General features: G+C 47.2%; 19 protein-coding genes. 8 read left to right on the top strand and 11 right to left on the bottom strand.

All coding sequences use genetic code 11. The features are described from left to right. Positions 1-108 precede the first annotated feature (108 nt). Positions 109-1,701, top strand: coding sequence for an MFS transporter (locus OM978_RS13325; protein ID WP_264342681.1), 1,593 nt, complete (start codon positions 109-111; stop codon positions 1,699-1,701). 51 nt (positions 1,702-1,752) lie between these two features. Here the strand turns inward: OM978_RS13325 and OM978_RS13320 are convergent, their stop codons facing one another. The 3 genes from OM978_RS13320 to OM978_RS13310 all read right to left on the bottom strand — a co-directional run bounded on the left by OM978_RS13320 (position 1,753) and on the right by OM978_RS13310 (position 6,645). Next, positions 1,753-3,066, bottom strand: coding sequence for a TonB family protein (locus tag OM978_RS13320; RefSeq protein WP_264342680.1), 1,314 nt, complete (start codon positions 3,064-3,066; stop codon positions 1,753-1,755). Positions 3,067-3,264: 198 nt separating this feature from the next. Further along, a complete protein-coding gene (locus tag OM978_RS13315) occupies positions 3,265-5,139 on the bottom strand; it encodes a DUF885 domain-containing protein (protein ID WP_264342679.1) in 1,875 nt (624 codons plus the stop codon). Positions 5,140-5,316: 177 nt separating this feature from the next. Further along, positions 5,317-6,645: an amidohydrolase gene (locus tag OM978_RS13310; protein ID WP_264342678.1), complete on the bottom strand. Its 1,329-nt coding sequence runs from the start codon at positions 6,643-6,645 to the stop codon at positions 5,317-5,319. 421 nt (positions 6,646-7,066) lie between these two features. Here OM978_RS13310 and OM978_RS13305 point away from each other — a divergent pair, with 421 nt between their 5' ends. Beyond that, on the top strand, positions 7,067-7,381 hold the full coding sequence (locus OM978_RS13305; protein ID WP_264342677.1) for a hypothetical protein: 315 nt from the start codon (positions 7,067-7,069) through the stop codon (positions 7,379-7,381). A 114-nt stretch (positions 7,382-7,495) separates the two neighbouring features. Further along, positions 7,496-9,214, top strand: a complete 1,719-nt coding sequence (locus tag OM978_RS13300) for a potassium/proton antiporter (protein WP_264342676.1) — start codon at positions 7,496-7,498, stop codon at positions 9,212-9,214. A 62-nt stretch (positions 9,215-9,276) separates the two neighbouring features. Here OM978_RS13300 and OM978_RS13295 read toward each other — a convergent pair whose 3' ends face one another. From OM978_RS13295 to OM978_RS13265, 7 genes are all read right to left on the bottom strand, one after another. Beyond that, positions 9,277-10,344 carry a succinylglutamate desuccinylase/aspartoacylase family protein gene (locus OM978_RS13295; protein ID WP_319633872.1) on the bottom strand — a complete coding sequence of 356 codons (1,068 nt, stop codon included), beginning with the start codon at positions 10,342-10,344 and terminating at the stop codon, positions 9,277-9,279. Then, positions 10,345-11,274, bottom strand: coding sequence for a 30S ribosomal protein S6--L-glutamate ligase (gene rimK / locus OM978_RS13290; protein ID WP_264342675.1), 930 nt, complete (start codon positions 11,272-11,274; stop codon positions 10,345-10,347). Between the two features lie 109 nt (positions 11,275-11,383). After that, the gene (mgtE, locus tag OM978_RS13285; protein WP_264342674.1) at positions 11,384-12,730 is read right to left on the bottom strand and encodes a magnesium transporter; all 1,347 of its coding nucleotides are present in this window, start codon (positions 12,728-12,730) and stop codon (positions 11,384-11,386) included. A 36-nt stretch (positions 12,731-12,766) separates the two neighbouring features. Then, complete coding sequence (locus tag OM978_RS13280) at positions 12,767-13,732, bottom strand: magnesium transporter CorA family protein (RefSeq protein WP_264342673.1); 966 nt, start codon at positions 13,730-13,732, stop codon at positions 12,767-12,769. A gap of 151 nt (positions 13,733-13,883) precedes the next feature. Then, positions 13,884-14,114, bottom strand: coding sequence for a hypothetical protein (locus OM978_RS13275; RefSeq protein WP_264342672.1), 231 nt, complete (start codon positions 14,112-14,114; stop codon positions 13,884-13,886). Then, a complete protein-coding gene (locus tag OM978_RS13270) occupies positions 14,114-15,994 on the bottom strand; it encodes a HEAT repeat domain-containing protein (protein ID WP_264342671.1) in 1,881 nt (626 codons plus the stop codon). Before OM978_RS13270 ends, OM978_RS13275 begins: the two co-directional genes overlap by 1 nt. A 528-nt stretch (positions 15,995-16,522) precedes the next feature. After that, positions 16,523-17,110 (bottom strand): zinc-ribbon domain-containing protein, encoded by a 588-nt coding sequence (locus OM978_RS13265; protein ID WP_264342670.1) that lies wholly within the window; start codon positions 17,108-17,110, stop codon positions 16,523-16,525. Positions 17,111-17,596: 486 nt separating this feature from the next. Between OM978_RS13265 and OM978_RS13260 the strand changes: the two genes are divergently transcribed. The 4 genes from OM978_RS13260 (at position 17,597) to OM978_RS13245 (ending at position 25,028) form a co-directional block, all read left to right on the top strand. After that, complete coding sequence (locus OM978_RS13260; protein WP_264342669.1) at positions 17,597-20,290, top strand: TonB-dependent receptor; 2,694 nt, start codon at positions 17,597-17,599, stop codon at positions 20,288-20,290. Between the two features lie 109 nt (positions 20,291-20,399). Next, on the top strand, positions 20,400-23,042 hold the full coding sequence (locus OM978_RS13255) for a glycoside hydrolase family 3 protein (protein WP_264342668.1): 2,643 nt from the start codon (positions 20,400-20,402) through the stop codon (positions 23,040-23,042). A 76-nt stretch (positions 23,043-23,118) separates the two neighbouring features. Next, positions 23,119-24,201 (top strand): sensor histidine kinase, encoded by a 1,083-nt coding sequence (locus tag OM978_RS13250; protein WP_264342667.1) that lies wholly within the window; start codon positions 23,119-23,121, stop codon positions 24,199-24,201. Then, positions 24,198-25,028, top strand: coding sequence for a LytR/AlgR family response regulator transcription factor (locus OM978_RS13245; RefSeq protein WP_264342666.1), 831 nt, complete (start codon positions 24,198-24,200; stop codon positions 25,026-25,028). Before OM978_RS13250 ends, OM978_RS13245 begins: the two co-directional genes overlap by 4 nt. 160 nt (positions 25,029-25,188) lie before the next feature. On the opposite strand, the gene OM978_RS13240 is transcribed toward OM978_RS13245, so the two are convergent. Further along, a complete protein-coding gene (locus OM978_RS13240; RefSeq protein ID WP_264342665.1) occupies positions 25,189-25,650 on the bottom strand; it encodes a DUF2798 domain-containing protein in 462 nt (153 codons plus the stop codon). 121 nt (positions 25,651-25,771) lie between these two features. Between OM978_RS13240 and OM978_RS13235 the strand changes: the two genes are divergently transcribed. Continuing rightward, positions 25,772-26,704 (top strand): GlxA family transcriptional regulator, encoded by a 933-nt coding sequence (locus OM978_RS13235; RefSeq protein WP_264342664.1) that lies wholly within the window; start codon positions 25,772-25,774, stop codon positions 26,702-26,704. Positions 26,705-26,908 lie beyond the last annotated feature (204 nt).

Here is a 26,908-nt window from a genome sequence, read left to right as displayed (position 1 = left end):
ATCAACAGCTTTTACTAAAAATAGCTGTTGCAGCAAAGCAGGCTGGCCCAGTATGCTCTGCGCTAACAAAAAGTGCCTCAGAAGGGGCCAATCACAGAGACGAGTTTGATGAAATCACAGGGATTAAATTTTTACCATCCATTAGCCTTCTGGCTGGGTTGTCTTGGCATCACCTTGGGAGTGCTGGCGCATGTGCCAATGTTTATGCATGCCTCTCATATGAACTATCAAATGGTGGGGATGCCGATGGACAGCAATATGCTGATTGGCATGGGGCTTATTCCGCTGGGCTTGTTGCTCGCCATGTATGGCATGATGCCACGGCTGGACCAGCTGCGCAGCACCGACAACAGCAGATTACATTTTCATGTGGCCGATCAGTTGCCACTGAATAAAGAGCACTGGACTTTGGTCATGGTGCTGATGGCGGCTGTGATAGTGGATGTGATGAAGCCCGCCACTTTAGGTTTTGTGATGCCAGGCTTAAAAGCTGAATATGGCATAAGCTCGAAAGAAGCTGGAGTGCTGGCGCTGGTGGCGTTAACAGGGACCACCATAGGCTCTGTGGTCTGGGGCATGATGGCTGATTTATTTGGTCGCAGAGCCGCTATTTTATTGTCGGCACTGATGTTTATCGGCACAGCGATTTGTGGTGCTATGCCATCTTTTGAGTGGAATCTGGTGATGTGCTTTTTAATGGGGTTGTCAGCAGGGGGCCTATTGCCTATTACATTTACCCTGATGGCTGAAACTATTCCAGCGGCACACAGAGGCTGGTTACTGGTCGCTTTAGGTGGTTTTGGTACTGCTGCCGGTTACCTGGTAGCGTCAGGCTCAGCTGCGTTGTTGGAACCCATGTTTAGCTGGCGTATTTTATGGATGCTGGGGTTGCCTACAGGCTTGTTGGTGATTTTTTTAAACCGTTATATTCCGGAATCGCCACGTTATCTGGCCAGCAAAGGTTTAACCAGTGAAGCTCGTCTGGTGCTGCAGCGTTTTAGCGGTGTACAGGCTCAGGATCAAAGCAGCATAGTGGTAGAAGAAGAGCCTGCTTTGCAAAACGCAGGATTTAAGCAGTTGTTACAAGGACACTATGCCGGCATTACTATAGGTTTAGTGGCGGCTGGTGTGGCCTGGGGTTTGGTTAATTTTGGCTTTATGTTATGGCTGCCTACCAACTTAGGTGAAATGGGTCTGGCAGGGCAGGCCAGCGCTATTATTACCAAATCAGCCTTTTTCGCTTTGCCTGGTGTGGCTTTAGTGATCTGGCTTTACCACAGCTGGAGTAGTATCAAAACCTTGCTACTGTTTATTCTGCTGACCGCTTTGTCTTTACTGAGTTTCTGTATTTTTGACTGGCTCGACAGCCGTTCTGTGACCTTACTTTCTGTTTCTATCGCCTTGCTGCTGGTCAGCTCCAGCGGTGTGATTGCAATGCTTATTCCTTATGCAGCTGAGATATACCCAGTGCATTTGCGTGGCACAGGCTCTGGCATAGTGGCCGCCAGTTCAAAGTTTGGTGGCATTTTGGGTGCTTTACTCGGAGTGATGGGGTTATTTGATCAAATGGCATTATCTGGTTTGGTGATTATGACTGCGCTGGTGATTGCGGCCTTTTTACTGCAACGTCACGGCATTGATACCAGAGGTATCCGTCTGGAAGATATGCATGCCGCTTTAGAAAAGAAGTCTGATCGTTAAAAAAATGAAAGCCCACACAAAGTGGGCTTCATAGTGCATTATTGAGTGAGCTTAAAGTGCAGCTTTAAGCTCAGCTGCGACCTGATAGTTTTGAGCTATGGCTTTATCCAGCAGCAATTGGCCTTCTACTTTGTCGCCTTGCAGTATTTTTCTTACTCCATTCCAGGCTTGTACCTGCGGATCATTGGCTTGCAACAGGTAGTTTTCCCAGGTCTCAGACATCATAGCCAATTGACGCTGCGCATCTAAATTGCCGTTTTTGGCTGCCATGGTCCACCAATAGGATCCACTATGCAGCTCAGAGATGCTGGCAATGGCTTGAACTGTCACTTTTCTACCCGGGTCTGCCCAAAGACTGAAATGACCGTTACTGGCGTCTTCATCCAGCTCCTTACCCAGCAGTACTGCTGTTGCTTGCTTTTTGCTCAGTTTATCGGCTTTCAGCACATCAATAATTTTACCATCGGCGTCTGTTTTTACCTCTGCGCTACCAAAAAAACCATCAATAGTGACACTGTTACCTGATAATTCTTTGAAAAACTCTTTGGGTAATTCAGCCGCTGGATCCAGAGGCAGAGTTTTGTCGACCTTTACATTGTAACTCGAGTTGGTGGCTACCATATCCAGCAGAGTACCAAGCAGGAATTGGTGTTGTGGTGAGCCGGCAACAGCGTAGTCCATTAACTTGTGCTCTTGCATAAATTGGGTGACTTGCTCTTTTCGCAGTGGCCCAGTGCTGTAATGCATCATGACTTTACCTGAGTTCTTTTTACCTGTAGCTGCATATTTCCAGGATTTAATAGCTCTGATGGATGCTTTGTCGAAGGTCTTTGATGGAAAAGAACCCAGTACTTCGACAGTTGTGACATTACCTTTTTCATCGATAAGAAATTTCATTACGTTGTAACCAAAGGCTCTGCTGCGGATGGCATCTTCCGGATAAGCAGGTGCTTTGCGGCTTATTACCTCTGGCATATCTGGCTGATCAAACTCACCGTCAATCAGATCTCTGATTTGCACTTTACTTAGTAAGGAGTGAAATTGCTCTGTTGCCTGCTGTTGTTCTGTGGCTGTAAGTTTAGTTGAGACAGAACTTGCCAATCCTGCTGCTCTGCTATCACCCAATTCGGCAGCCAATTGGAAATAGGCCTGAGCTTTGACCAAATCAACAGGAACACCCTGGCCTTTATAGTGCATTACCGCCAGATTAAAAGCTGCCAGTTCGTTGCCCAGAGGTACTAAAGCGCTGAATTCAGTTTGCGCTTTGGCATAGTCTTTTTGGTCATACAGCTTTAATCCATCCAGCATATCGGCCTGTGCCAAGCCGCTTAAGAGTATGGTGGTGGCTAATAAAGTTCTGCGCATTATTCTCGTCCCTGTAAATAAAATGAATGTAATCTAAAAGTTAACATTTTGGGGCGGTATGTGGCAAGCAAACTTTGTAACTGTGCTGTGTTAAAGGGGAGGGAGCGAGGTAGCTAAAAATAAGCTCAACTCAGATCGGGTGTTATGGGAATAAAAAATGGCCCAATCAAGGGCCATTCTTAGAGCTTCAGAGCGGGATTAAGCAGCTTTTACGCTGTCTACCCAGTTCTGTACGCGTTTTTCCAGCACTTGCAATGGCAATGCACCACCGCCTAAGACGGTGTCGTGGAAACCACGGATATCGAACTTGTCGCCTAACTGCTCTTTGGCTTTAGCACGGATTTCCAGAATTTTTAACATACCAATTTTGTAGGCTGTGGCCTGGCCTGGCCATACTAAATAACGACGTACTTCTGAAGTGACTGCGCCTTCAGCAACAGGTGTTTTCTCTTTGAAGTACTCAATACCTTGTTGTTCAGTCCAGCCTTTGCTGTGCATACCTGTATCGACCACTAAACGTACGGCACGCCACATTTCTGTGATTAAACGGCCGAAGTCAGAGTAGTCACTCTGGTAAGCACCCATTTCTTTAGCCAGTAATTCAGAATACAAACCCCAGCCTTCGATGTAGGCGGTAAAACCAGCCTGAGTACGGAAGGTTGGCACTGAGGTCAGTTCCTGTGCAATAGAAATTTGCATATGGTGACCAGGGCTACCTTCGTGATAGGCAATGGCTTCCATTTCATTTTTTGGCATTTGTTTCATATCTGATAAATGCGCGTAATAAATGCCTGGGCGTTTACCATCAGGGGTACCAGGGTAGTAATGCTGAGCCGCACCTGGTTGTTCACGGAAAGCTTCAACCCGTTTTACCACTAAAGGCGCTTTTGGCAGAATGCCAAAATATTCAGGCAGCTTTTTCTCGATAAAGGCTAAATAAGCTTCCGAGTCTTTGATGTATCCCTGGCGGCCTTCATCTGTATCCGGGTAGAAGAACTGAGCGTCAGTTTTGATAAAGGTGAAAAACTCTTTTAACGAGCCTTTAAAGCCCACTTTATCTTTGATCGCGATCATTTCTTTGGTCAGGCGGTCGACTTCATTTAAACCAATCTGGTGAATTTCGTCAGCAGTTAAGTTGGTTGTAGTCGACTGAGCTAAGCGATGGTTGTAATACGCCACGCCATTCGGCTGAGTCGATACACCTGTCACATTCACCTGAGTTTTATCCAGTTCGCTGGTTAAAAAGGCAGATAAAGCTTCATAAGAAGGCTGGAACTGAGTAGTTAAGGCAGATTTTGCATCGGCCAGTAACTGTTCAGCTTTTTTGTCATCCAGTTTGTCGGCTTTTTTCAGCGCTTCCACTTTGGCTTTGGCATCAGCCCATAAAGGAGCGTCTTTATCGCTTTCTTTAAAAGGCGCGCCGTTCAGCAGATTATTCACCTGTTCCAATACACCTTCGTACGCAAAACGGGGTGGGCGTACACCTGCTTCAGCATATTTGGCAGCGCGTTGCTGTAAGTCAGCAATGGCTTTGGCAATGCCACCAATACGTTTGACGTAGGCTTCCATATCAACCACTTCGTCTACTTTATGGAAGTTCATCAGCACTTGTGGCAACAAGGCGTGCACACCCTGCATCTGGTTAAATACATAAGTGTTTACACGAAATGCTGCAGCGTCACGGCTTTGCTCGTATTGGTAAATCCATAAGTCGTATGAGGTTTTGGCTTCAGTGTCTAACTTGTTGTAATCAAATTGAGATTTTAACTCTTCAACAGAAGCTGCAGCCCAGGCCAATTGCTTGTCTTCAGCTTCTTCTGTCACGTCGTCAATTTGATCTTGTTTATCTTTACGACCTAAGAAGGTCATTTGCAGCGGGCTCATTTGCAGCTGCTCTTCGTATTTGGTTTCAAACCACTGATTTAAGCGCTCTGATTCAGATAAAGCCGCTTTGGTTTCTGCAGCGGTAACAGGTTCGACTGCTGCTGCGCTGGTGGTTGTTTTGGTGTCTTGTGCTGGATTACAGCCTGCCAGTAATGCGGCAATGCTAAGAGCTAATAATGAATGGCGCACTTTGCGTTTTCCTTTTAGTTATTGATTATGAAGTATCATCAGGTGCTAACAATCTGGCTGATGATACTGGTACCAGACTAACCTGATTTAGCATCAGAGTCGAAATTCAATTGTAAGTTTATCTTACAAAAAGGCCTGTCTGCGGCAAGCCGTTGTCCCGGTATAGCTGCTGGCTGACTAGTGTTTTGGCATCAAGTCCAGTAAGGCAACTACTGTGGCCTCTACACCAGCTTTAATAGCCGGCTCTGGTGCAATTTTAAATAAAGGGCTGTGATGGCTTGGCACTGGCGCGCCGCCTTGTTTTTCCCGCTCAAAATCTGCTTTGGGTGTGCCACCGATCTGGAAATACACACTCTGAATGGTCGGGTTCATAATTAAAAATGGATAATCTTCAGCGCCCATACCCAAGCGTTTGTAATTCTGATCCAGGATATCAGCACCAAAATGACTGACCCAGCGCTGCTTTAAACGTTGTGTCAGTGGAATATCATTGACAGTAGGCGGAGTGGTTTGCGGGTCGACAGTCACTTCCGGTAATTTATCTTCAGGTAAACCCGCTACGCGGCCCATATTAGTGGCCACTCTTTTAATGGCGCTAATCAATTGCTCACGGGTCTCTAAGGTATCGTTCCGTACAGTCAGCTGTAAGTGCGCTGAGTCGGGAATGATATTGTGCTTCGAGCCTGAGTGAAAAGATCCAACGGTAATGACACTGGGCTCTTTGGGCGCTATTTCGCGACTGACAATAGTTTGTAGTGCCAGCACAATTTGTGAACCTAACACTATCGGATCTTTGCCGCGATGGGGGCTGGCACCATGAGCGCCTACACCATGAATATGGATATCCACTGAATCCACGCCAGAATAGGGCGAGCCTTCCACTGCAACAATTTTGCCGGCTTCAATTTCGCTGGACACATGCAACGCCATAGCGTAATCCGGCGTGCCAAAACGCTCCCATATTTTATCGTCGCGCATACTCTGTGCACCACCAACATACTCTTCAGCCGGTTGGCCGACCAGCATCAAAGTGCCTTGCCATTGATCTTTGATTTTGACCATTTGGCGTGCTGTGCCTATTAAGCTGGTGACATGCATATCATGACCACAGGCATGCATCACAGACACTTCATTGCCGTTCCAGTCTTTGCTTTTTACTTTGGATGCGTAAGGCAAACCACTTTTTTCCTCTACCGGCAAGGCGTCCATATCAGCACGCATCATCACTAAAGGACCTTTGCCGTTTTTCAATATGGCGACTACACCTGTTTTTCCTACACCAGTAGTCACTTCAAAACCGGCCGCTTTGAGCTCTTTGGCCAAACGTTCAGCCGTTTTAAACTCCATAAAGGACAGTTCAGGGTTTTGGTGGAAATGCTTAAACAGCGGTTCAAGGTGCTGTTGGTAATCGGTGTTAATAGCCCCAGCCAAGTCTTTGGGTGCGGAAAAACTGCTGGTGCTAATGAACGCTGAGCTGATAAAGCAAGCAAGAGAGAGCAGGCGCATTCAGAAATCCTTTTTATTGTTATTGATGGTTAGGTGTTGCCAAAACATCACAGCACAAAAAAGCAGCAAAGGACAAGAGGCTGAAATGGATATGCGATCAAAGCCAACCTTTTAAGGACTATTAGCTGTGCCTGGCACAAGTTTTCAGTGCATTTGAGGCAAGTGCAGAAATACCGATATTCAAAGCCATTTGACTGAGCAAAGGTTGTTTTTATGATTTAAGGTGTTGTGCTTCAGATACATTTTCTATTGCTTTAGCAGCAATAGAGCGCAGCCTGATGTAAAACAACATCTTTTAGTTAATTTAGTCGTTATCTGATTTCCATCCGATGGTATTATCGATAGACTCAATAAAGTGTTCTATGTATCCCCGGTTGTCAGACGAAGAGGTGCCGCTTCTTATGCTTTCAGGCTATTGAAAATGAAGCACTTAAGTTTTATTGCACTGTTTTTTTACTTAGGTTCGTTGCTGCCGGCAGCGCAGTTTTCTGCAGCCCATAATTGGGTTGATTTGCCTCAAAGCTCGCCTGTACATGGCTTGTCACAACTGACCTCTGCAGCTCAGCCTGTAAAGCATGTTGATTTAACGGGTGACAACGACAAAGCTATAGTGCAATTGCATCAGGCCAACTTTGTTTCTGCTGTTTTTCTGGTATGTCAGTTTGTGTTGGCCGAAGTGCATACCATCACCACCCTGTATTTTTCTGCCAGAGCACCTCCTTTTCAGCAGAATTAGTTCAGGCTCTGTGTCATGCAGACTGTACCCTCCAAAATAGTAAGGGTATGGACGCTGCGAAATGAAGTTCTGCCGTGGGTTTGGCCTGTGGCGTTAATGATGAGAAACCTATTCATGTTTGTGATTGACCAAATTATTTTATTAGCCGCGATTCTGATTGTCTTTGGCATTGTTTCCAGTAAGTTATCGGCCAGGTTAGGCTTGCCTGTGCTAGTGCTGTTTCTTATGGTGGGTATGCTGGCAGGCGAAGATGGCCCAGGCGGTATTGCCTTTGATAATGCGCAGATTGCTCACGCGCTGGGCTCTTTAGCTTTGGCCATTATTCTGTTTGATGGTGGTCTGCAAACTCCAATTAACTCTATTAAACAGGTATGGAAACCTGCTTCTGTACTGGCAACTGTGGGTGTGTTAGTGACGGCCATGATCACAGGTGCTGCCGCTGCTTATATTCTGAATGTTTCGTTACTTTATGGCTTACTGATAGGTGCCATTGTGGGTTCTACTGATGCTGCAGCCGTATTTTCATTACTGCGTAATGCAGGTATCCATATTAATCCACGACTTAAATCCATACTGGAAGTAGAAAGTGCGACTAACGATCCGATGGCTATTTTCCTGACGGTGGGTTTGTTAGAAGTGATGGTGAATAGCCTGGAGCCAGGCACTGGTCTGCTGATGTTGTTTATCAAACAAATGGGCATAGGCTCAGTCGTTGGTTTAGCGGGCGGCTGGTTATCGGTGCGTATTATTAACCGTATTCATCTGACGACTTCTGGTTTGTATCCTGTGATGGTGGCAGCTTTTGGTTTGTTAGCTTTTGGCGTAGCGGCGAATCTTGGAGGCAGTGGTTTCCTTGCTATTTTTGTTGCAGGTGTTGTCATCGGCAATAGCCGTTTTGTTTTTCAGCGCAGTACCTTCCTGTTCCACGATGGTTTGGCCTGGTTAGGTCAAATTGTGATGTTCCTGGTTTTAGGCTTATTAATTAATCCTTCCACTTTGCTGGATGTATGGTTAGAAGGGCTATTGATTGCGGTCGTACTGACTTTTGTCGCCCGGCCTTTATCTGTGGTCCCGGTGCTGAAACTATTTGGCTTTAATGCAAGGGAAATGACCTTAGTGTCCTGGGTCGGTTTACGGGGTTCAGTGCCTATTATTCTGGCTATTTATCCGCTTATTTATGGTTTGCCTGGCGCAGAGCTGATTTTTAGTGTGGTGTTTTTCGTAGTGTTAATTTCAGCGACAGTGCAGGGTTCAACTTTACCCTGGGTTGCACGGGCTTTAGGTCTGACTGAACCGCCTCCGGCAACCCCGGCTGCTACCTTAGAAATTACGGCTTTAGGTGATGTGGATGCTGATATTGTCGAGTATCAGCTGGGCGATAGTTCGCGCGCGTCAAATCGTCGACTGTCTCAAATGGCTTTGCCAGACGGTACTGTGGTGGCGATGATCACCAGAGGCAATGATGTGATCCCACCGCGCGGTTCAACCTTCCTGCATGCAGGCGATCATTTATTTATTGTGATGAAACCTGATGTGCGGGAGTTTGTCGATTTGGTCTGCTCTGGTGTAGCAGAGGCCAGCCATCATGATTTGCCAGCAGGTGAGCTGAAGTTAAAAGGCTACACCAAAGTGGAAGACTTGCGGCACTCCTACGGTATAGAGCTCTCTGCCGATGGCGCTTTGTCGTTGGATGAAGTATTACGTCAGACTTTAGCTGGTGAGCCTGTGCTGGGCGCCAGCAAAGATTTTGGTGAAGTGACCCTTTATGTGCGTGAAATGGTGGGGCAACGTATAGCTACTGTAGGTATAGCGCCTTCAGCCCCGCAGGCGTAACACAGCTAATTCGGGTCAGAGTAAAATTAAGCACAAACTAATTTTACTCTGACCCGAAAATCTTACACCACCCCTAATATCGAAGGCATAGCGGCGTCTACTTCGTCTGTAATGGCGTCCAGGGTTTTTTCTGCTTCATCCAATGAACTGACTTCGGCGATATGGAACAAAGCTTCCCCCTCGTTCACCAGCGGTAAGTTATTACGGCCTATCACTATGCCATTAAAGCTGGCTTCGACAGCCACTTCAAAATCGGAGTAGGGGCTGTAGATATGCGCCAGCACATCCCCTTGTTGTACGGTTTGACCCAAGCCGACGTAATAACGGGCTATGCCATCGTGCTCTGCTCTGATCCAACTACTTTTTTTACTGAACAGTGAACCGGTTTTTGCAATTTTTTTGCTGGGGCTGAACATACCCAAATCCTGCATCACATTCATAATGCCGTGTACACCCACTTTGATCGATTGCTCATCAAACCGCAAAGCTTCACCAGCTTCATACAAAATAATAGGAATACCTAAAGAGTTGGCTGTGCCGCGCATGGTGCCTTCGCGGCTGGCTGCTTTGATAATTATAGGGGCGTTAAAGACTTCGGCCATTTGCAAAGCCACTTTGTCTTTTGCACTGGCCCGCACCTGAGGCAGGTTGCTGCGATGAATAGCGCCAGTATGCAAATCAATGACATGAGTGCATTGTTTTAAAATACGCTCGGTAAACTGATAAGCCATACGGCTACCTAGTGAGCCTTTTTCACTGCCGGGAAAACTGCGGTTTAAATCCCGTCTGTCGGGTAAATAGCGCGACTGCTGCACAAAACCATAGGTATTGACGATAGGCACCACCACTAAAGTGCCTCTAAGCTGACTCAATTTGGGCATTTTCAGCAGACGACGGCAAATTTCCACGCCATTAATTTCATCACCATGCAAAGCCGAGGTGATTAACAACACAGGTCCAGGTCTTTTACCATGTACTACATGAGCGCCGATATTCAGCTCGGTATGGGTGTAAAGTTTGCCAAAAGGAATATCGACCACAGCACGCTGGCCGGGTTGGATCACAGTGCCACCTAAAGTAAAAGCCTGTTGTTTTTCCGTTAGCATGGTTTTGCCTTCTGTTGTCGACATCTACTTTTTTACCAGCTTTTTTTGCTGTGCTTTTTGTTGCATGCGAGCCTGATGCAAAGGCACATTTTTCTCCAGATATTCAATCATCCGGCCAGCCACATCTATATCGGTCGCACCTTCAATGCCTTCCAAACCTGGCGAGCTGTTGACTTCCATCACCACAGGGCCATGGTTAGAGCGCAAAATATCGACCCCAGCCACATGCAAGCCCATGGTCTTAGCGGCAGCCAGAGCAGTGCGTTTTTCATCGGCGCTGAGTTTGACAAGAGAAGCTGTGCCACCTCTGTGTAAGTTCGAACGGAATTCACCGGCTTTGGCCTGGCGTTTCATCGAAGCGACAATTTTATTGCCGATAATAAAACAGCGGATATCAGCACCATTGGCTTCTTTGATGTATTCCTGCACCAGAATATTGGCATTGAGGCCCATAAAAGCTTCAATCACGCTTTCTGCTGCAGTGCGGGTTTCTGCCAGCACTACGCCTATACCCTGAGTGCCTTCCAGCAGTTTTATTACCAGTGGCGCGCCACCGACCATCTCAATTAAGTCAGGGATATCGCCTGGTTTATCGGCAAAACCGGTAATAGGCAAACCTATGCCTTCGCGGGCTAACAATTGCAGGGAGCAGAGTTTATCGCGGGCACGGCTGATGGCGCTGGATTCATTCAGTGCGTAGACGCCCATCATTTCAAACTGACGCAGTACTGCAGTGCCATAAAAGGTAATGGAAGCGCCTACACGGGGGATCACAGCATCAAACTGCTCGAGCACTTCACCTTTGTAGTGAATGCCGGATTTTGTTTTGTTGATGTTCATATAACACATCAGCGGGTCTATCACCTCAATCTGGTGACCCCGTTCTTCTGCAGCTTCGACCAGACGGCGGGTCGAATACAACTCACTATTGCGCGATAAAACCGCAATTTTCATAACAACACCATCACTAGACCCTGAATTTATCTGTTAGCAGTATTCTAGTGTGGTTTGGACAGCAAGTATCTGTAAAAAATCAAAAAATTTACATCAGAGCAAAACAACCCTAAAGTAAAAACAGCGAACCTAAGCCGAGGAAGGCAAAAAAACCTATCACGTCTGTGACAGTGGTTAGTATCACAGAACCTGACAGGGCAGGGTCTATTTTCATTTTTTCCAGCCAGACCGGGATCACCACACCACTAAAAGCGGCGACACAAATATTGATCACTATGGCAAAGCTGATAACGCAGGCGATTATCCAGTCGCCAAACCACAAGTAGGTAATACCTGCTATCACCAAAGCCCAGAGCACACCGTTAATAGCGCCTATGCTCAACTCTTTGCGCATCAAGGTCCAGTAGGTTTGTGGCGTAATTTGCCCCAAAGCTAAACCTCGGATAATCAAAGTAAGGGTTTGGCTGCCGGCAATACCGCCCATAGAGGCGACAATAGGCATTAATACAGCCAAAGCCACCACTTGCTGCAAAGTGGCTTCAAATAAACCTATGGTCCAAGCCGCTAAAAAAGCCGTTAATAAGTTAATACCCAGCCACAAGGCGCGACGTTTGGCGCTGTTGACTATAGGGGCGAATAAGTCTTCCTCTTCGTCTAAACCCGCCGTGTGCATAAACTGGCCTTCAAGGCTGCGCCGCACGTTTTCCAGTGCTTCACCTATAGATAAACGGCCTAAGAGTTTGCCTTCGCTATCGACAACGGCCAAAGCACTGTAACCAGAGCGTGCTACTAAATCTGAGCCTTCATCTAACCCCATATCACCTTGTACCACAGGTGCTTCTGCGTCGATAAACTCCACCACAGGCATATGATTCGGCTGGCCTAATAAACGAATGCCTTGTAATAAACCGACATAACGACCAGTGCGGTCAACCACAAACAAGGCTTCCTGGTATTCAGCATCTTCGGTCAGCTTTTTAAATAAGCGCACGGCATCCCGCACTTTGGCGTTTTTGCTTAGGATCAGCACGTCGTGGTCAGCATAACGACCACATTGTTCGTCATCGTAAGTTAACGCCTGATCCAGCCAGCGTTTTTCGCTTTGATCCATGCGCGAGCAGGCGTACTGATAAATAGCGTCCGGTAATTCATCCAGCAGCTCAATCAGGTCATCAACATCAATTTCTTCAACCAGTTCATGCAGCTGTGCTGTTTCGAGTTGTTTAAAGATGTTGCTACGCGCGTCGACCCTCATGTAGGTCAGAGAGGCAATTTGTTGTTCTTTTTCCAGCGTCAGCCAGGTGCTAACCCGTTGCTCCAGAGGCATGGCCTCAAGGGCAATAGCAATTTCTTCCGGCTCCAACTGGTCCAGTTTTTCCGCCAGCTGTTCAGTTTCGTTTTCGTCAAAACTGTCGCGGACTATTTCTTCAATATCCAGTTGGTTATTTTCTACCATTCAACCGCTCCTGCTGTTTGCTGTCAGGCAACAGCTTTACCACCAACGGCGGATTTTGAAATAGGCCAACAGGCCCACTGCTAATCCAAGCATCAGGACCCAGGTAATATAGTAGCCGGATGGGTTGTCCAGCTCGGGCATGTACTTAAAGTTCATCCCATAAACACCAACAATAAAAGTCAGTGGAATAAAGACGGCACTGAGCATCGTCAGCACTTTCATCTTTTCGTTAATCTGATGCGACGAAGTAGAAATATAACTGCCAACCAAATCACTCAGTTGGTCGTAATACATCCGCGTCATACTGTGCAGGCGCTCAAACTTCTCGTAAAAATCGCGCAATTCTATCGAATCAAAATGACGTTTAAATGGATGGCTGTCATCTTCTTCGTATAAAAGGTCAGAAAACATTTCTTTTTGGTAGGCCAGATTGCGGTCAATTTTCCGAAATACCGAGCGGTACTTCATAATTTGCGCCATTTTCTGATCGTTACCATTGCTTTGCATGCTGTCTTCCAGCTCACCTAACTCATCTTCAAACTGCAGCAGCTTTTCCAGATAAGTACCGGACACAGCGTGGATATATTTTTTGATCCAGTCTTTAAACTTATCAATACCAACCATGGCAGAAAACGGCAGATCAATTTTGCTGTCGTCCTGATGGCTATGGTATTTCACCAGAATCACCTGATCGTTAAACAACACAGAAATCTGACTATGGCCCGGGTAATCACTGAAATCAGGGCCAGAGAAACCACGTAAAATCAACAAGCTAAAGCTATCGCTGAACTCCATTTTCGGTGGATGGCGCTCACGTAAAAAATCCTCGGAAATCACAGGATGAATGCGGAAAAACTCCAGCACCTGTCGCTGTTCCATCTGGTTGGCGGCCGTTAAATTGATCCAGATTTTAGTGTCGGATAATAAGGGGTAATGCAGCGCCTGAAAATCGCTGATCTGCCATTGTTTTTGCTCCGGACAATACTGGTGAAGTTCTATCATTCTGCTGGCCTTTTGAATACTTTTGGCAGCATAAGCAAAAAGGCCACAAGAATGCAATTGCTGTTGTGGATCTTGGACTTAGATTAAAGCGTTTGGTGGAAATCTGAGCAGCTTTGCGCATGAGTAGTTGCTAAAAATTGAGGTGGTGTTTTTACCAAAAACAAATCAGCAGCAGTGCCAAAACCAAAATCAGGCTGCCGACAAAAGCAACCCAGTTGTTTCCGGTTACCACCTCGTCGATTTCAGGTTCGAAACGCGGGTAGCGTCCTGCGGTAATCAGTCGGAAAAATACAAAGCCGACCCTGTAGCATATTTTAAAAAACAGAATATCTACCGTCAGCCAGAGTAGGCCTCGTGCTATTAAGGATAAAAGCTCTTCCATTAATTCAACTCGCGACAAGGCGCCATGCGTAAGCTGCCATCCGCCGACAGCAACATACTGCCTTTGTTGGTATTAAGCAGCAGTTCACCTCCTTCAACCCACCAGGAGCTTTTCACCTCACTGGGAAGTTCCAGCCAGATATCCGCTCTGAATCCTCTGTTGTTGCTTGCAGTTGAGTTCGCTTTGAGCCGCTTTAGTCGATAAATCCGGCCATAGTCGCCGCTTAAATGCGCTAAGCCAGCTGTGGCGATCCACTGCTCGCCCAGTTGATAAATATCTTCAATATTGTCGCTGACCACAAGCTGCTTAGTGCCAGAGTCTGATATATACATCAATTCGCCACCCCATTCCCCCATTTGCCGGCCCGTTAACCAACCGTCCGCCACACGCAGAGCGAGGTTAGGCAAATACTCTATACGCTTTGAATTCGGTAGCCACTTGTCAAGTTGCTGCAGCACTAATGACGCATCTTCACTGGCTTCTGCATCGCTTTGAAACTGCGAGTTGGGTAACCAATAAGCAAGTGCGGAGAGCTGCTTTTCATCTTGCTCCTGGTAGAGTTTTTGTTTTCTGGGTTCAGTTATTTTTTGCAAGGGGGCTAGCTCACACATCACAGCCAGCAAGTCTTCATCGTCAAATCTATGGCCGCTGCGTGCGTTTTGCTGCACTGCTGTTTTGGCTGACTTTGCCAGTTTTTGTAGTGACTTTTGTGCTGCTGCACGCACTGGGGGGTACCAATAGCTGCTGGCAACGCGTTCCAACGCCTGTTTTACTTCCGCTGTTGGCCAATCTCCGAGTTGTAGCGCAATCAAATAACTGAGTTTTGCATCAGTGGGTTGACGCATAACCTCCAGCAACACAGGAATAGCATACTCGGGGTTGATGGAAAGCAGTGTCTCGGCTGCCAACGCTCGAAGATAATCATCGTCGGACGCTAATAAATCTTTTATCTCTGGTGCGGCAGCTTTTGCCTCTAAACCAAATGCACTGAGTTGATCAAGCAATCCCCATGCATAGCTCGGATTTTGTTTTGCCTGATTTAACTTCTTCACCAGTGTTTTCCAGGTGCCTTTTACCTGAAGTTCAACTAATGCAAAGTCGCAACTGCGCGCCAAATCATTAGCACCCTGGCACAAACTGACAATACGACTTTGTTGTGTGCGTATGTAATCGACTTTTTTCACCAGGCTTGCGATGGTGGAAACAGACTCCTCTCGCACCTGTGGCGGCAGGGCAGGGTTACCTGCTAAATCCAGCAGGCCATCAATCATCAGTTGTTGCTGCTCTGGCGCAAAGGTTTCGGTTGCATGGGAAATCAAATAAAAGGTTTTATCAGAACAGTCGGCCTGACAAGCTGCCGCTGCTAATAGTAAAGGGACAGCCTGGCGTTGGGCTGTTTTTAGCGCAACAGCTTCCTGGTTTGATGGGCTTGAGCTTGCTGTTAAGTAAGCGTCGACGAGCATGGGGGCCACAGTTGGATGCTCGATTTTGGCAATAGCGTGGACTAGTGTGCCATCACCTCTGGCATAGGCCTGCTGCAATTGAGGTAAGTAAGTTGCATCAAGGGCGGGTCTGTTGGCGAGTCCTTCTGCAGCCAGGCTGGCCAAACCTTCGTTACTATCGGCCAGTAACTGAAATAATAGGGGTAGTGCAGGTTCACCAAAACTGGCCAGCCGATCAATCATGGCGCGATCTGTGTCGTTGGCATATTGGCCTATGCCCCGTTCCCGGTCAGCATGCATTAAAATCTGTTGATAGCAGCTATCTACCGTATCGCAATCTGCTGCAGAGGCATACAAATTGACTGATAGCCAAAGACTGGCGATTGGCAATAAGGCGAGTTGCCAACACAGTTTTACTAAGTTTCCGCATAAGCGCATGTTCAATTCCTTTTGTTATCAGCACTACATATAGCGTGCTTGTTATGCCGCATGGCTGCCATTGTGATCTGCTTATGCACGAATGCCTGTTAAATACAGGTGATGAACACAGTATGTATTGCGCGTTACCTGTTACTTATGTCAATCAAAGTGGGTAGTTCCGGGCAGTCACACATAGTTAATTCGCTTATAGTTACTCATTTAATGAATTGTGCTGGTGCCGTTCCAGATAAACAAACAAGGCAAAGCGTCAAAGCACTTGTATTCGATAGGATAATAACCAGAGTTATGAGCCCACACTTTAAAAATGCCATCGACTCGCTCTATGGAATTAATCTGTTCCCTGGCTATTTGCAGTGTCTTGCCTGTGTTTACCCCATCTACCAGATGTGGGACTCCCTTTTGCAAATCCTGCACAAGGGTGTCACATATCTGAGGTTCAGATTGCTTTCATGCAATGTCCTGCGCCTGCGCGCCAAAAACAAAAAGTATAGCTATCAGCCATGTTTTCATAGTCACTTCACTCCGTTAGCAAGCATCTCTGCGCTTGCTGAGATGTCGAATATAGCCGCGTTGGTATAACTCTGATCTAATGACGTTGAGCTGCTCTGACTCCTCTTGTGTTAATTCGCTTTGCTGAACGAGTCTTTGATAGCGTTTCTGCATGGCTCTGGTTTCCCTGTCCGCGCGTCTGCAATGGATGCAGCGGGTACAATGCGAGTCTACCCAAAATTGCAGTTCTTCAAACCACCACTTTTGCTCCAACGCAAAAAATAGAAAAAGACAACCGCAAATCTGGCATTTTTCTTCAATATCAACGTAAACGGCCCTGGGGGAAACGGCGAAGTTCTGCTTACTGATCACGGCAGGGATGGCTGTATTGGCAAAATACTTCAGGCTGGAATATCGCCAGTGTCCACTTCGTATCTCTGTATCAGTAAAGGAATATTCAGAAGGAATGGGGCTGTTCCCATACCTTGGATGATTGACATATAACTGGCTAATAGCATTCCCTCCATTGGATTTTTGTGCGACGACAATCAAAGTCCAGTCAATTGCAGCTGGGTTGCACGCTAAACATCGCCCAGCTTTTTTGCTAAATGATACCCAACCCAAACTAACTCTGATGTACCTCTATTTCAATAGTTTTTAATGGCTAAGAACAGAAGTTTGAGGCGACGCTCGGAGCATAAACCCTCAAAAGCGAGACTACAGGGACGTATTTACGCTGTGTCTGCATGGACTATGCCTATAACGCTGCAACTAAAGCCTGAGGCAAATACAACAAACACAGCCATCGCGATAAGTTGAGAAATAATCCATCAAAAGGCGGGCGCCCACGAGGGACGCCCCTACAGATCTTTCGCCAGAACATCCAACGGCACCGCGCCTTTATCCACACCAATTTTAAAGACTATTTTTCACTACTCAGGCCCACAACAACCCAGCCTAAATCGTGTTGTAGTGTGACCAACTCGCCTTGTCGAATCTCTGTATCTCTGTGTTTAGCCTGCCATTAAGGTAAAACCAATGGCAAACCTGGCTGTTTGGTTCGTCATAAAAACATAAAACAAAAAAGTATCAACAGACAGGGGTTAGACAATGCATAAACGTAACGCACTTTCGCTTGCGATAGCGATGGCATGCGCTTTTTCCGCCGTGGCACAGCAAGCTGATGTCAACAAAAGCACCACAGAAACTACAGCACAGGCCACTGCCAATGAAACCGAGCTGGAAGTCATTTCAGTCACGGCCACCAAACGCAAAACCAAACTGATGGAAACACCGGTGGCTATTTCAGCCCTGAGTGCAGCCCAACTGCAACAAAGCGGCGTTAACAATGTGGTGGATATCGCCAATTTAGTGCCGGGTCTGGACATCGCCGTTTCCTCAGAGCAGGCGGCTCCGGTTATTACCATGCGTGGTATTCGTTCCACCAACATTACTGAACTGGGTGACCCTGCTGTAGGCGTGCACCTGGACGGTATTTATTCACCACGTATGCAGGGCGCTCTGGCGTTGATGTATGACGTAGAGCGGGTTGAAGCTTTGCGTGGTCCGCAAGGGACTTTGTTTGGCCGTAACTCTACAGTCGGCAGCATTAACGTACTGACGGCCAAGCCGGATATGAGCAGCACTTTTGGTAACCTGAATACCGAGATGGGTAAATTTAATGCTAAAAGTGTGGGTGGCATGTTTAACCTGGCGGTATCAGATGATTTTGCCGTGCGTTTCTCCGGCAAAGGTCTGAAGCGTGATTCTTATGTCGAAGGCTACTTCGACCCGAACCAATATGACACCCGTTATCTGCCAGCTGGTGTGCTGGACGCAGAAGTCATTTCTGAAAACTCCTATCAGGGCATAGGCCAAACCTTGACCCAACGCGAAAACTGGTGGATAGATGCGGCAGGTACAGATCCTGAAGCACAAAAAGTGCGGGCTTTAACTGCGGCCGATAAAAGCGATTTTTACAACAACGCCAATGAGCATTCATTTCGCGTCAGCACCTTATGGGAACCTGCAGCAGGTAATTTCTCCAACCACACCGTTTTTCAGTATTACAAAAATGACAGTGCCGGTTCAGTGGACATGGTCAACTGTGACAAATTACGCGGCAGACCTACCGAGATGGGGGGCGATTGTTCTAATTTTTTACCAAGCGACAACACTTATCAAGCCGTGGTCAACGTGCCTGGTAAACTGGAATTGGACATTACCTATCTGCGTAACACTTTAAACTATGAACTGACCGACGAGCTGGATCTGGTCTGGTTGGCAGGCTATGAAGATATGAAGCGCCAATCGGCTCAGGATATTGAGACTGGCCTGGATGTTTGGGACGGCGCTATGTTTTTCCTCGATGGCACAGGTGCACGTTCTTACTCTACAGAGCTGCAACTGCAGTCGGATGAGCTGGGTGATTTAGTCTGGATTGCAGGCGTAAACCTGTTTCATGAAAAAACCACCACAGTGGGTTATTACGACAACCCTATGGATGATAAGGCGTTTTGGGATCAACCCGATCGTTCTACCGACGCTTTGGCGGCTTTTGGTCAGGCGACGTATAACTTAACTTCTGATCTGCACCTGACTCTGGGTTACCGTTTCAGTGACGAAACCAAAGAAGACAAAGGCGGCCGCACTCTGCGTTGTTCCAATGCCGATGGTTGTGCGCCGGGTTGGTTTAACCGCACTGTATTATCAGAATTACCGACCAATGCCTTTGAAGATCCGTCTATCTATAAATCGTCTTTTGCCAATGACAACAAAGGCAGTTGGAAAAACAATGATTTCCGTCTTGGCCTTGACTACGATTTCAGCGAAAACACCATGATCTATGGTTATGTAGCTTCAGGCTTTAAAGCTGGTGGTATAGGCGATGTGTTTGAAGTGGTTAATGACAGAACAGGTCAGGTACAACGTATTGAAACCCAGTTTGATCCTGAGCAGGTTGTGACTTATGAGTTGGGTACAAAAACCAGCTTGTTAGATAACTCGCTGAACTTACAAGCTGTGTTTTTCTATACCGACTACACAGATATGCAGTATGCCTCAGTGGGTTCTGTCGGCACTGTGGAACGTCTGGCTCCGGTAGAAAACCCGGATGGCAGCCCTGTGCTGGATGAAAACGGTCAGCCTGTGCTGGATTACCGCAATATGCCGGTAGTGGCTTACTACACTCAAAACGTACCGGGTTCGACCATCAAAGGTTTAGAGCTGGAATTTGACTGGAAACCTTATCCAGCAGGCCGTATCAATGGTTATGTCACCTACACCGATGCCCGCGTTACAGAAGATTGGATCACCAAGTGGGATTACGACCCTGAGTATCTGTTTGGTTTGTCTTATGAAGAGTCTATTGACCCTGAAAACGACATGCTGACCACTAACCTTAAAGGCAATCAGCTGGCGATGGTGCCGAAATACACTGCCAACTTAAGCTACACCCATAGCTTTGATTTGGGCAGCTACGGTTTTATCCACGGCTGGTTTAATGTGAGTTGGAAAGATAAGTCCTACAACACCATTTGGAACGTCGACAGACATCTGGACGATATGGACTTTGCAGTGTCTGACGAAGCTGTAGGTTATATAGACGATCGCAGAGACGCTCATACCATAGCCAACGCTTCACTGAAATATGAGCCGGTCGGCCAGGTCTGGTTTGCTGAACTCTTTGTCAGCAACGCCACGGACGAAACTGTCCAGCAATGGAGTAACACAGGTAAGGGCTTCCCCAAAGGCAGTTTTAATATGCCAAGGTATTACGGGGTGCGTGCAGGCTTTAACTTCTAAGCTTAACCACTAGTACAGAAACCGCTCCGTCGTACTGAGCGGTTTCTTTTTATCTGGCGCTAAACACCTGATCGGGTGGGGCGTTGTGACCACGCGAAGGAAGATGTTCATGATCAGTAACAAGAGCACTAAAACTCTTATTAAAACCCTCCACAAAAAGCAAAAAGTGGCATTGCTGGGCTTAGCGCTGGTAACTGCGGCTCAAGCCACAGCCGCTGACACTCAGGCAGGAAACAAGGCCGAAGTAAGAACTGCCCAGGCTGCCGCTTTACCGCAAACAGTGCAGTGGCCTTATGTCAATACCGGCTTAAAGCGTGACCCAGAGATGGAAAAACTGCTGGACCAGATCCTGGCCCGCATGACACTGCAGCAAAAAGTGGCGCAGATGATCCAGCCGGAAATTGGTTATATGTCTTTGGCGCAAATGCGCAAGTATGGCTTCGGCTCTTACCTGAATGGCGGCAATACAGCGCCTTATGGTCAAAAACAAGCAACGGCTGAAGTCTGGTTAAAATACGCCGACGAAATGTATGAGGCCTCTGTTGATGCGAAACAAGATGGCAGCCGTATTCCGACTATTTGGGGCACAGACGCTATGCATGGCCATAGCAATGTCTATGGCGCTACCTTGTTTCCACACAATATAGGTTTGGGCGCTGCCCATGATCCGGAATTGGTGCACCGTATAGGTGTGGCTACCGCCAAAGAAGTCGCGGTCACAGGTATTGAATGGAGCTTTGCGCCTACAGTGGCTGTGGTGCGGGATGACCGTTGGGGTCGTACTTACGAGAGTTATTCTGAAGACCCTGCCATAGTCAAAGCTTATGCTGGCCAGATGGTGTCAGGTTTGCAGGGCACTCTGAACAAAGATTTTCTGCAGGGTTTTGGCCGTATCGCCACCGCCAAACACTTTGTTGGCGACGGCGGCACTGAAAAAGGCATAGACCGCGGTGACACCCTGATTGATGAACAAGGCCTGCGTGATATTCATGCGGCAGGTTATATGACGGCCATTCAGGCTGGTGTGCAGTCTGTGATGGTGTCTTTTAACAGCTGGAATGGTGTGCGCTTGCATGGTCACAAATACATGCTGACCGAGGTGCTGAAAAACCAAATGGGTTTTGATGGTTTTGTGGTCACTGACTGGAACGGCCATAAGTTTGTCGAAGGCTGCGATCTGGAGCAGTGTGCCGGTGCTATTAATGCCGGTGTGGACGTGCTGATGGTGCCTGAGCACTTCGAAGCTTTTTACCACAACACCATTCGTCAGGTGGAGCAGGGCATTATTCCGCAAGCGCGGATTGATGATGCAGTGCGCCGCTTTTTACGGGCAAAAATTCGCTGGGGCCTGCTGGAGCGTGGTAAACCGTCCAGCCGGGTTGAATCTGCTCAAATGGCTGTATTTAACAGTCAGGAGCATAAAGAATTAGCACGGGAAGCGGTGCGAAAATCTTTGGTGCTGTTAAAAAACAACCAAAAAGTACTGCCATTATCACCAAAAAGCCAGGTGCTGGTGGCTGGTGATGGCGCAGATAACATAGCGAAACAAGCAGGTGGCTGGAGCGTGTCCTGGCAGGGCACAGACAATACCAATGCCGATTTTCCCAATGCCACTTCTGTTTATCAGGGCATACGTCAGCAGGTAGAAGCCGCTGGTGGCAAAGTGGAGCTGGCGGTGGATGGCAACTACAGCAAAAAACCTGATGTAGCAGTAGTGGTTATAGGTGAAAACCCTTATGCCGAATGGTTTGGTGATATTCAGCAGCTGGAATACCAGCATGGCGACAAACGCGATTTAGCCTTGATCAAAAAGCTAAAACAACAAGGTATTCCAGTGGTGACGGTATTTTTAACAGGTCGGCCGCTGTGGACCAATAAAGAGCTGAACGCATCGGACGCCTTTGTGGTGGCCTGGTTGCCTGGCTCAGAAGGACAAGGCGTGGCTGATGTGTTGTTTGCTGATACTCAGGGCAAAGCCCGTTATGATTTTCAGGGTAAACTGAGTTTTTCCTGGCCACGTTTTGACCATCAGTTTGTATTGAACAAAGGCGATACCAACTATGACCCACTGTTTGCTTATGGTTATGGTTTAACCTACGCCGACCACAAAGAACTGGGCCAATTCTCTGAGCAGGTATCTGCTGCCACAGCAGCAGGTTCTGATGATGGTATTCAGCCGCTGTTTTTACGCAACTTAACTGCAGATATGGCCTGGGTGTTAGCGGACGCCAGCGCAGCGGGCTCAGAAAACACAGCTACTTTGATTACTACACCTTTTGGTGTCAGCTTAGATGGCAAAAGTTTAGCTATGCAGTCGGTGAACTTGTCCTATCAGGAGGATGGACGTCAGTTGCGCTGGAATGCTGCGTCAAAGGCATCAGCCAGCCTGCGTTATATCAAGCCGGTTGCTGCATCCAAATACAACACAGCCAAAGCACTGCGTTTTAGCATACGTTTTGACCAGCAAGTACCAACAGAACTAAATCTTGCCGTGCTTTGTGATCAGCAAGGTGCCTGTCAGCGCCAGTTGTCACTGACAGAGCCACTTGCGCACTTAAAGCCAGGTGTATGGCATACTGTGGAACTGGCCCTGGATTGTGCTGCAGTCTCCTCTGCGAAAGAGATTTCAGATGCTGTGTTGTTTAGCTCAAGCGGCCAACATAGCCTGGCTGTGGCTGATATTGTGCTTTCTGCACAAAAGAGCACGGAAGCGGCGGCTAAGGACTTTGTGCTGATAGGTTGTGCCAATTAGTTTAATCACAATTAAAAACAAAGAGTGGTGTAGGTAGCGGCACCACTCTTTGTTGCTTTTAAATTGGAATGGAGTGGTGTTGCAATCTTTGAGTCGTAATAAATTGTTCTGGCTTTGTCAGGCGGGCGGCTGGGCTGTGTATGCTGTGCTGACAGCCCTGATGATTAAAATTCCCAGTCAGGAACCCTGGCAGGTAGGCCTGCCTCATTTGCTGCTGGATACCAGCTTTGGTTTTATGCTAACCCTGCTGCTGCGGCACTGGTATGGCCGTATCAGTGTGCAGGAAACCCGCTTAAAAATTTTGTGGCATCTGCTGGTGCTCCTGTTGAGTTGCCTGATCTGGACACAATGGAAATGGCTGACCTTGCAATGGCTTTATGGCCAGATCTGGCAGGCCATGACTTGGTTTGATTTTGGCACCTGGAACTCAGCCTCATTAACCATTTTATTGACCTGGACTGCCTTGTATTACGCCTCCAAAGCCACTTTTGAAACCATGGAACAGCGGCAAAAAGCCGCAGAGGCTATTCATCTGGCCAAAGAAGCTCAGTTAAAAATGCTGCGCTATCAGTTGAATCCTCATTTTATGTTTAACAGCATTAATGCCATTTGCACCTTAATTTTAAAGCAGGACAATCAACATGCAGTGTCTATGCTGGAAAAGCTCTGTGATTTGCTGCGCTACAGCCTGTACACAGATCCGTTGGCGAAAGTGACAGTGGCGGAAGAAATACAAATTTTACAAACCTACTTTGATGTGGAGCAGTGTCGGTTCAGAAACAAGCTGAATCTATCTATTGTTGCTGATGAGGAGGTCAAACACTATCTGGTGCCTTCGTTATTACTGCAACCGCTGGCAGAAAATGCGCTGAAACATGGCATGCGTATGTCGCAACAAAGCTACGCCATTTCAGTTCACTTTAGTCTGCAAAACGGCCAGTTACAGATCCGAATGCTGGATAACGGCAGCGGTTTTACAGAACAACCTGATGCTGGCTCTACCGGTCCATCTACTGGTATAGGCCTGCATAATTGTGAAGAACGTTTAGCGCTGATTTACCCTGATCAAAGCTCCTTTAGTTTTGGCAACAGAGAGGAAGAGGGGGCCTGGATCCAGATCTGTATTCCAAAAGAATTAGCAGGCGGGCAAAAAACGTGAGCAGTGTAAGACTATTAAACACGCTGATCGTGGATGACGAGCCTGCCGCCATTGAAGGCCTGCGATTGCGGCTGGAAGCATTTCCGCAAATTCGGGTGATTGGGGAAGCGAACAGCGTCGCTGAAGCTATCACTTTGATCAATGTCCAGACACCTGATCTGATTTTTCTGGATATTGAAATGCCAGAGCAAAGCGGTTTTGATCTGATCCGGCAACTTCAACCCGAACTTTGCCCGGCCATAGTTTTTGTCACCGCCTTTCACCAACACGCGGTAAAAGCCTTTGAAGTGCGAGCCCTTGATTACTTATTAAAACCGGTCAAACGTGAACGTTTAGCTGAAGCCATAACCAGGGTAAGTGAATTAACAACCAACAGAGCCGACAAAGCACAGCTGCTTGCTGCTGTAGCCGAACTAAGCAAAGAAGAGCAGGAGCAGAAAACAGAGGGCTATGCAGATAAAAATACAGAAGCCGTTGAGCCGCAATATTGTATAGAAAGGCAAAAACTGGTGATCCAGGACGGACGTAATCCAATTCAGTTGATCCCTTATCAGGACATTATCTGGATTGACGCCGCTGGTGATTATATGTGTGTGCATACCAAAGTTGAGACTTACGTGATGCGTGCCCGGCTAAAAAGCCTGATTGATGAGCGCTTACCTGACGTCTTTGTCCGCATTCATAAATCAACTGTAGTGAACCTGACTTATATCGAAAAACTACAACCGCTCTGTAACTCCGAATACAACGCCGTATTGCACAATCAAAAGGTGCTGAAGGTCAGCCGCACTTATGCCAGAGCGCTGAAGCAGAGGTTGTTGGGGTAGGCTGCTGCACTGAATTAAAACCTTTGGCGAAAATGTTAGCCTGTTTTGAGAGCGCTGAATTAGTGCAGCGTAGCATTACCCTTATGGGAATTTAGTCGCAACAGCGGGTTTGGATCCGTTTACCAAACCGACGTATTTTTATTGGTTGAAAGCCTGATAGTTAATTCAGCCATAGATCCACGCGAGCCTGCAGCCTTGGCGCCAGCAATAAAATAAACGGAATAGCAGTGAGGTAAGCAAAAGGAAATACCTGAATAAAGTTATGGAATAGTTGCGAGCTCAGGCCCAGATTAAGCAACAAACCAACAAAACAAGCGGCTGACACAGTCAAACTTGCCATCACCAAAGCAAAACGGAGCAGGCTGGCTTTGGTGGGATGTGGTGAGCCCGCTTTAAAAATGAAAAAACGTTGTTGTAACCTCGGGCCAAAAAAGAGAACCATCACTACCACCACAGGATAGTCGATGCAGAATATGCTAAGCCATTTCTGGAAAAACGCCTCAGACCAACCCAGCTGTGACCAGACTGTGACAAAGACCACTACTGATGTGGTGATTAGCGACATCAAAAAGGCAAACACAACCCGGCTTTTCAGATTACGGCTTTTGGTCACTGTACTCATTTTCCTTCCTCTCACTTTTGCCTGCTTTGCTAGTGTCACTATATAATTTTGCGATTACGACTTAAATGTCGTATAAACGTCTTTTTATGACGGGCGGTAATGGCTGACTGGGAGCAAAACGATGCACAGCATAGGTATATTGGTATTTCCTGGCTTTCAGATCATGAGCTTGGCTATTGCTTCTGCTTTTGAGATGGCCAATCGTGGCTTGCAAAAGGACGCTTACAGGTTGAAATTAATTTCGGAGCAGGGTGGGTTAATCCGCTCTTCTATTGGCTTTGAAGTGGCAACAGAAGCCATGGATCAGTACAAGTTTGATACCTTATTTGTTGGGGCTGGTGCTGATCTTGATCAAGCCACAGAGCCGGTTTGTCTATATCTGCAATCTTCTCTGACCTGGGTTCGACGCTTAGCCGCACCTTGCACCGCTGCTTTTGTATTGGCTCAGGCTGGTATTCTTGATGGCCGTAAAGCCACCACACATTGGTTTTACGCGCAAAAATTGCAGCAAAATTATCCTGCAGTAAAAGTAGAACAGGACAAAATTTATCTGTCCGACGGGCCTGTCTGGACGTCGGCTGGTATGACTGCAGCCATAGATTTAGCTATTGCATTGATTGAAGCCGACCATGGCGTTGAACTCGCCAGAAGTGTTGCCAGAAAACTGGTGGTTTATCATCAAAGAGCCGGAGGACAATCGCAGTTTTCCACCTTGATTGACTTGCAACCCCGCTCTGACCGTATTCAAAAAGCACTGAATTTTGCCAGACAAAACCTGAAGTCTGAATTGTCTGTAGAGGCTTTGGCAGAGGCCGCACACATTAGCCCACGGCAGTTCAGCCGCATTTTTACCGCAGAAACCGGTGTGCCACCAGCCAAAGCCATTGAGAAACTCAGAGTGGAAATGGCCAGACTGATGATGGAAGAAAGCAACCATCCGCTGGATGTAATTGCCATCGAAACAGGCTTTGGTGACAGAGACAGAATGAGACGCTCTTTTCTGCGCATAGTGGGGCAGGTGCCTCAGGCGATGAGAAAGCAGGTCAAGGTGTGAGTTTTTTGGTTAAAGCTATCCAAAGTCCAACGTAAGAAATGCGTTGAACAGCTTTAGCTGTACTCCGCAGGGATTTGACTAAAGTGGATATAAAACAGTGGCCTAATAGGGATTTGGTGGTTTTTGTGGGAATAGTCTTTCTGATTTGCAGTAAAGAGAGTTAACGCCGCCATCACGCGCGGCTTTGTCGTGAAGGCGTAGCCG

The organism is Rheinheimera sp. MM224 (assembly GCF_947090785.1).
GTDB lineage: Bacteria > Pseudomonadota > Gammaproteobacteria > Enterobacterales > Alteromonadaceae > Pararheinheimera.
The sequence above is the reverse complement of the archived record's forward strand: the minus strand, read 5'-3'. Positions and strand labels throughout refer to the sequence as shown.